Consider the following 6824-nt stretch of genomic DNA (forward strand, 5'->3'; position numbering starts at 1 on the left):
GCATCATGCTGGTGGACGATCATCCACTCATGCGAGCCGGACTCGTGCAGTTGATTCAGAGGCAGAAGGACTTTGAAGTCGCCTGCGAGTGCAGTGGACCTGCGGAGGCTTTGTCCGCGTTGTCGCATTGCCATCCGGACCTTTTATTGACGGACCTCACGATGCCCGGGCGGAGCGGAGTCGAGTTCATCAAGGATGTGCTGGCCTTGAACCCATCGCTTCGGATCCTGGTGGTTTCGATGCGCGACGAGATGGTTTATGCGGAGCGAGTGTTGCGGGCGGGCGCTCGGGGTTACTTGATGAAAGAGGCGGGCGGGGAAAAGCTCCTGGAATCGATGCGGCGCGTCTTGTCAGGCCAGATCGCCGTGAGCGAGCGGCTCTCCGCGCGGCTGCTCGAGCAGATGACGGGGGGGCGGCCCCGTGGTTCAGACTCACCGATTCAGAGGCTTTCCGACCGCGAATTCGAGGTATTTCAATGGATCGGGAGGGGATTGGGAACCCAAGACATCGCCCGACAACTGCATCTCAGTCCCAAAACGGTGGATGTTCACCGGGGACACATCAAAGAGAAGCTGGGCCTCCGAAGCGGACCCGAGCTGATGCGGCACGCCGTTCGTTGGGTGGAATCGGAGCAGGAGGGCGGTTAGGACTCCGCGGCGGTTGGGAATCGCGCCACCATGAATTCCAATTCTCCCGCGCCGGGATTTTGACCTGGAGCGAGGCGCATTGAGGGAGCATGCCCTGGCCATGGGCCTGTGACCGAGGGGCCGGGCGCGCCGATGCTTCCGAGCTTGGACATCGTGGAGTAATAGGTGCGATGATTGAGCACCCAGGAAGTTTCGGTGGCGCCGATGAAAGCGTTCATGGCGTCACTGCGGTTCCGCAGCACGATCTGGCCGGCGAGGGGAAAGCCCCGCGATATCCGCCGGGCAATGAAAAATCTCCTTGGAGGTCAAATAGCGCCAGGTGGGACCATTGGTGATGAAGCGGTCGTTGGTCGCGTCGGAAGCGTTGACCATGTCCCCTTCGCACCAGGCCGGAGCCGTGCGGGTGGCAAGCGGGCCAAGGGCTTTGTCGTCGTTATCGAGCGCGTACATGCTCCAGGCCAGGCCGAGCTGCTTGACGTTGCTCATACATTTGATGGATGGGCTTTGAGCTTGGCCTTGCTCAAGGCGGGAAGAAGCATGCCCGCCAAAATGGCGATGATGGCGATGACGACGAGGAGTTCAATCAAGGTAAATCCGCCTCGAGATGCCGAAGGAAAGCAGGGACGATGCATCAGGAGATCCGATGTTGGGGTTACGACAAGGGGAATTATAAGGTCTGCCCAAGCAGTCCGCTCGTCGGACTTCGTCGAATCATTGAACCCTAAAACGGCGTTTCAGCAGCGTCGAGAGGCGCAAAAGTTTGCGCGTCAAAGGCCAATCTCAAGTTTCGAGGGATCGCCCTGCAGATCCACCTCAACGGCTTCGTCGCTGTTTTCGGTGAGAGAGAGCAAGATCTTCGCCCCTGCAACGGACAGGGCCGAGCCGGCGGAGGTCGGTCACGCAGGGACGAAAGAAACAGTCATTCTCATTTTGGGGAGTGCGGCTGGTTCGGAAACCCGCCGCGGCGCGGCGCGGCGCCAGAAAGGGAATGGTGCCCCGGCTAGGACTCGAACCTAGGACCAATTGATTAAGAGTCAACTGCTCTACCAACTGAGCTACCGAGGCAACCAAGGCGGCGTAGAGTTCCGGCAAGGCGGGGATTTGTCAATGCCGAGTTTGAAAACGAAAAGGCGCTTGTTCGGCTCCGGGCCGGTCACCTAGTGTGAAGACCGCATTCCGCATGCCCGTGCCCCAAGTCATCGTTTCATGAATACGTTCTTTCCGTGCCGAAGGTTCGGCCTATCAGGAAGGTTTTTTTTCTCTGGCCTGATGGTGATGCTGGTCCTGGCAGGGGAGGGTGTCGCCGCCGAGGTGGCGCGGGGTCCCTTGCTTTCAGCCACCTTGCGCGCGCGCCCGCCATTTGGAGCCATCGCCATGAAAGGACTGACGGTTACGGCGGGTTCCCAGAAGGACGTTCACCTCTGTTTCGATGCGGATCTCATGCGCGTCGCGATGGGTTGGACTGGGGCGTTCCTGGAGTTTGGCGACACCCAGTCTCAGATTGCCTGGCCGCCCCCGCCGGAGGTGAAAGGCCGCTATGTTTTCGCCAACCGGCAGACTCCCGGGTGGGCTCGCCAAGGTTCTTTTGACGATCCGCGTCCGCGTCAATTAGGGCCGTTACCCAAGGATTGGGCGCACTTCCGGGGGCTCTATCTTCACGGTGACCAGGTGGTGTTCGAGTACCGGTTGGGCCAGCACACCGTCCTGGAACATCCCTCCGCGTTCGAACACGAAAACCATCGCTGGCTCGTGCGAACTTTTCATTTCGATTCCGAGAGCGCCGAGCAGACGTTGCTGGTGGCGGATGGCATGGATGGAGAGTCGCAATCCGACTTTGGCGGCTCTTCCGGATTCGGCGCGGTGACCTGGATGAAAGGCAAACCATTGATGGTGGCTGGGAAGGGGATCCCCGCCGGGGCGAAATTGGAAAGCACGCGGGAGCGGCGCCTGGTCTTGAAGCTTCCCCGCATTCAGGCTCAACAGTCCTTTCAAATCGCGATCGGTGAAGTGACGCATGCGGAGGCCTTGACCCGGTGGCGCGAGATCCCGATCCCCAACGTGAAAGATTGGACGAGAGGGGGTCCGCCACGATGGCCGGAGACTGCAGTGACCCAAGGCACGCGCGGTTCTGGTTCGGAAGCGTATGTGATCGATACAATCACCGAACCGGTGCACAACCCTTACCATGCAAAAATGTTCTTCGGGGGCTTCGATTTCTTCGAAGATGGACGGGCGGCGATCTGCACTTTCCACGGCGATGTCTGGATCGTGTCCGGCCTTGACGAGGGATTGAATCGCGTGGTGTGGCGGCGTTACGCGGCGGGCCTTTTTCAGCCGTTAGGAGTGAAGGTGATTCGGGGAGAATTGTTCGTTCTGGGACGAGATCAAATCACCCGGCTGCGCGATTTGAACGGAGATGGGGAAGCGGATTTCTATGAGAACTTTAACAACGATTCGATCGTCACCGCGAATTATCACGAGTTTTCGATGGATCTCCAAACCGACCGGGCCGGGAACTTTTATTATGCCAAAGGAGCCCCCTGGGAGCCCGAGGTCATTTCACCTCACCAAGGTACGGTGCTGAAAGTTCGCGCCGACGGCTCCGCGCTGGAGGTGTTCGCCAGCGGATTGCGCGCTCCCAACGGGCTGGCGATTGGTCCTGGGGATGAAATCACGGTCAGCGACAATCAAGGCCACTGGATTCCCTCGAGCAAGTTGAACCGGGTCGAGCGGGGCGGATTCTACGGCATGGTTCCCACCGCGCAGAAGGAGCTTCGATTCGAGCGCGGCGGCACCCCTTTGACCCTCAATCCAAGCGATCCGCAGGCCCGGCGGCAACATCAGTTGAAGACGTGGGACGCGGGATCCCCGTCACCGTCCACTTACGATCCTCCCATGGTTTGGTTGCCGATGCAGATGGACAATTCGAGCGGCGGCCAGTTGTGGACGACGGGGGCCAAATGGGGCCCGTTGAGCGATCGCCTGCTCTTCATGTCCTATGGCCGGTGCACGTTATTCGACGTGCTGATGCAGGACGTCGGAGGCGTCAAGCAAGGCGCCATGGTGCAATTGCCGCTGAGGTTTTTCACGGGCATCATGCGAGGCCGGGTCAATCCGGTGGACGGACAGGTCTATCTTTGTGGTTTGAAGGGATGGCAGACCAGCGCGACCCGGGATGGGGGTTTCTATCGCGTGCGTTACACCGGCAAACCGGTTCGCTGGCCTTTGCGCTTTGCCGCCACACGTCAGGGCGTGAAGTTGGGTTTCTCGGCCCCTCTCGAAGCGAGTTCCGCGAGCGATCCGGCGAACTTCAGCGTGGAGCGATGGAATTACCAGTATAGTGGCGGATATGGTTCTCCTGAGTTTGCGGTCTCCAATCCCACGCTCAAGAAGCGCGAACCCATGGAGGTCACCTCCGCCAAGGTTTCCGGCGACGGGTTGGAGATTGCGATCGAACTCAAGGACATGCGACCGTGCGACCAAATCCGGATCCGCTATCAACTCCAATCCAAGGATGGCGTCAGCGTGAGCCACGATATGTATGGGACGATCCACCAACTGGCGGATCCCTGACCAAGCCAGTCGATGATGGTGGTGGATTTTTTTCCGCTTTGGACAGGGCCTTCAGGCGGCTCCCGAAAATTCCAGTGCATCCCCAAGTTGTCTTCAGTGTGGCGCAGGCTGCCCAGCCTGCCGTATCGCCGACGGCCCGTCGGCCCGGCAGGTGAAGAACGAGGCCCTTCCATGCTCTCCACGCGCCTGGTTCCCTTCGTCGCCCCGCTGGCTGGGCAGCCTGCGCTACAGCAGACAGGGCTGTCTGCGTGACCACGACAACTCGGTCACCGACAATCTCTGGATGCACCCCGACACTCCGTCGGACAAGGAAATGCCTTGAGTCCGCAGGTGGAGCGGCGTTGAAATCGGGGCCTTGAGCCTTCGATATCTTTCTTGGCTGGCCGTTGGACTGGGGTGGGTTTGGCTGGGTTTAGGGGCGAACGCGCAGGACGCGCCGCGCGGGGCGGAGCGAGGGCGGAGTTTGGAGGATTACCGCCGGTTCGCCCTTTCGCAGCAGGCCGATGCCGAACGCGGCAGACTTCTGTTCGCCGACGAAGGGCGTCTGGGTTGCGCCAAATGCCACACGGTGGACGGGAGCGGGGGTAAGGCCGGGCCGGACTTGTTTGCGATTGGAGACAAGTTTGCGCGGCCCGATTTGATCGAGGCGGTTTTGCTTCCTTCCTCCAACATCGCGGTGGGTTATGGGACGACGGTGGTGGAGACACGCGGGGGTGAGGAAGTGTCCGGGATTCTCAAGCGATTGAGCGAGGAGGGAGTGGAGCTCATGGGAGCGGACGGCAAGGCGGTGGTGATTCCGAGGGCGGAAATCAAGGAGCGGCGGAACTCGAGCGTTTCGTTGATGCCGGATGCATTGCAGGCGGGTTTAACGATGCGAGAGTTCAACGACCTGATCGAGTACCTCGTGCAGTTGCGCGAGCCGGCCCGAGCCCAAGCCGACGATCGCCGGACGCCGGGGACCATTCCGGCACTCGCCCGAATGGTGGCCTTGCGCCCGGTTTATGCAGAGCCCCTGAAGGCGCCGAAGATCGATGGAGTCGAGTCTGGACTGACAGGTTACTGGCCCATTCCCGGAGAGCAAGGCGCCGCGCTGGTTACCCATCAAACCGGTATCATTTGGTTCATGGAGCAGCCGCGCCGGGGTGACGCGCCACCGAAGCTTTGGCTTGATTTGACGGCGGAAACGTACAGCAAGACGGGGCCCAACGGAATGCTCGGACTCGCTTTTCATCCCAAGTTTCGTTCGAACCGCAAATATTATCTCAAGTATCATGTTTTTGAGGGCAAAACGATTACAACCGCGATCGTTGAGCGGCGCATGAGGGCTGATTTTCGCCAGGATTCCGGAGAACCACCTCGCCGCGTCATTTCTGTTCCCAGTCCGGGGGGCGATCATGGAGGGGGTTGTGTCGAATTCGGACCGGACGGATATCTTTACTTTGGCCCGGGTGATTCCGGACCGCATCGAGATCCGCAGGGCAACGCACAGAACATGGGTTTGCTTCTGGGGAAAATCTGCCGCATCGACGTGGACCGCCGGGATCCGGGAATGGAGTATGGAATTCCCGCGGACAATCCTTTTGTGGGCCGGCCGGGGGTGCGTCCGGAGATTTGGGCGTCGGGCTTTCGGAATCCCTGGCGCTTCTGCTTCGATCCGGCGGACGGAACGCTTTGGGCGACGGATGTGGGGCAGGATCGCATGGAGGAAGTCATGAAGGTTCGAAAAGGCGAAAACCATGGATGGAACGTTTACGAGGCATTCGAGCGGTTTTCAGATGCGTTCCGGAAGTCCGGCGAGACGTACGTGGCTCCGCTGATGGCCTACCGGCGGCGGTACGGAAATTCCATCACGGGCGGATATGTCTATCGCGGACGATCGGCGCCGGCCTTTGACGGGGTTTATGTTTTCGGCGATTTCAATACCAAGATGATTTTTGGCCTGCAGGAATCAGGCGGCGAGCCGCGGGTCGTCCGGCATTTGGCGACCTGTCCGGAGCGCCTGGTTTCGTTCGGTGTCGATGGGGAAGGCGAACTTTACGCCGTAGGGTTTGAGGGGACGATTTACCGGATGGATTTCAGCGGGTGTTCCTTGCCGACTCAGTAACTTGCTGAGCCACCTTGTTTGTTGCCGGATCAAAGCGCCAGAGGGCCTGCCGCTCGCCCATCACCAGATCCATCAAGGATGGTCCTCGTGCTTCGTCGTGTTTTTCTCAATGGGTCACGGAATGGGCGATGCCCACGGCCACGGAATCCCGTTAGGATTCCTGACGGGACGAGTTTGAGTTGCGTTTCGGCGGTTGGGACGGGACGAACCTCCCGACTAACTTCAGCATCAAGTCAGTCGGGAGGATCCCTGGACTGGCGGCTTCTCCCCATTGCCGATGTATCGGTCGAGTGCCGTGCACAAACCCTGAAATTCGGTGTCCAACGCGGAAATCTGGGCGCGGGCGGAAGGGGAGTCCGGGAGCGGAACTTGATGCTCGAGCTTTCCGAAAAGCCCCGGGTCAAATGAATTCGTTGATCAAGTTCTCGAGCAATTCCTGGCGGCCGCTTTCAAGCCCGCTCACTTCGCCGATTTTGAGCGCATGGGCCTCGAGATCTTCA

4 protein-coding genes, 1 tRNA gene and 1 pseudogene are annotated in these 6824 nt (G+C 59.9%); 3 read left to right on the forward strand and 3 right to left on the reverse strand.

Features of this window, described 5'->3' with window-relative positions; all coding sequences use genetic code 11:
- The first annotated feature begins 5 nt into the window (after window positions 1–5).
- Window positions 6–647, forward strand: a complete 642-nt coding sequence (locus FJ404_12940) for a response regulator transcription factor (protein MBM3823771.1) — start codon at window positions 6–8, stop codon at window positions 645–647.
- On the opposite strand, the gene FJ404_12945 is transcribed toward FJ404_12940, so the two are convergent.
- The 3 genes and pseudogenes from FJ404_12945 to FJ404_12955 form a co-directional block, all read right to left on the reverse strand.
- Window positions 644–865, reverse strand: a complete 222-nt coding sequence (locus FJ404_12945; GenBank protein MBM3823772.1) for a hypothetical protein — start codon at window positions 863–865, stop codon at window positions 644–646. The two genes, FJ404_12940 and FJ404_12945, sit on opposite strands and share 4 nt — an antisense overlap.
- Before the next feature lie 4 nt (window positions 866–869).
- Window positions 870–1279 (reverse strand): annotated as a pseudogene (locus tag FJ404_12950) (type II secretion system protein).
- Between the two features lie 357 nt (window positions 1280–1636).
- Window positions 1637–1712 (reverse strand) — tRNA-Lys (locus FJ404_12955).
- Between the two features lie 309 nt (window positions 1713–2021).
- On the opposite strand from FJ404_12955, the gene FJ404_12960 reads away from it, so the two are divergent.
- Window positions 2022–4220, forward strand: a complete 2199-nt coding sequence (locus FJ404_12960; GenBank protein ID MBM3823773.1) for a hypothetical protein — start codon at window positions 2022–2024, stop codon at window positions 4218–4220.
- A 355-nt stretch (window positions 4221–4575) separates the two neighbouring features.
- Window positions 4576–6324 (forward strand): c-type cytochrome, encoded by a 1749-nt coding sequence (locus FJ404_12965; GenBank protein MBM3823774.1) that lies wholly within the window; start codon window positions 4576–4578, stop codon window positions 6322–6324.
- Window positions 6325–6824 lie beyond the last annotated feature (500 nt).

It is taken from the genome of Verrucomicrobiota bacterium, assembly GCA_016871495.1.
Lineage (GTDB): Bacteria > Verrucomicrobiota > Verrucomicrobiia > Limisphaerales > VHDF01 > VHDF01.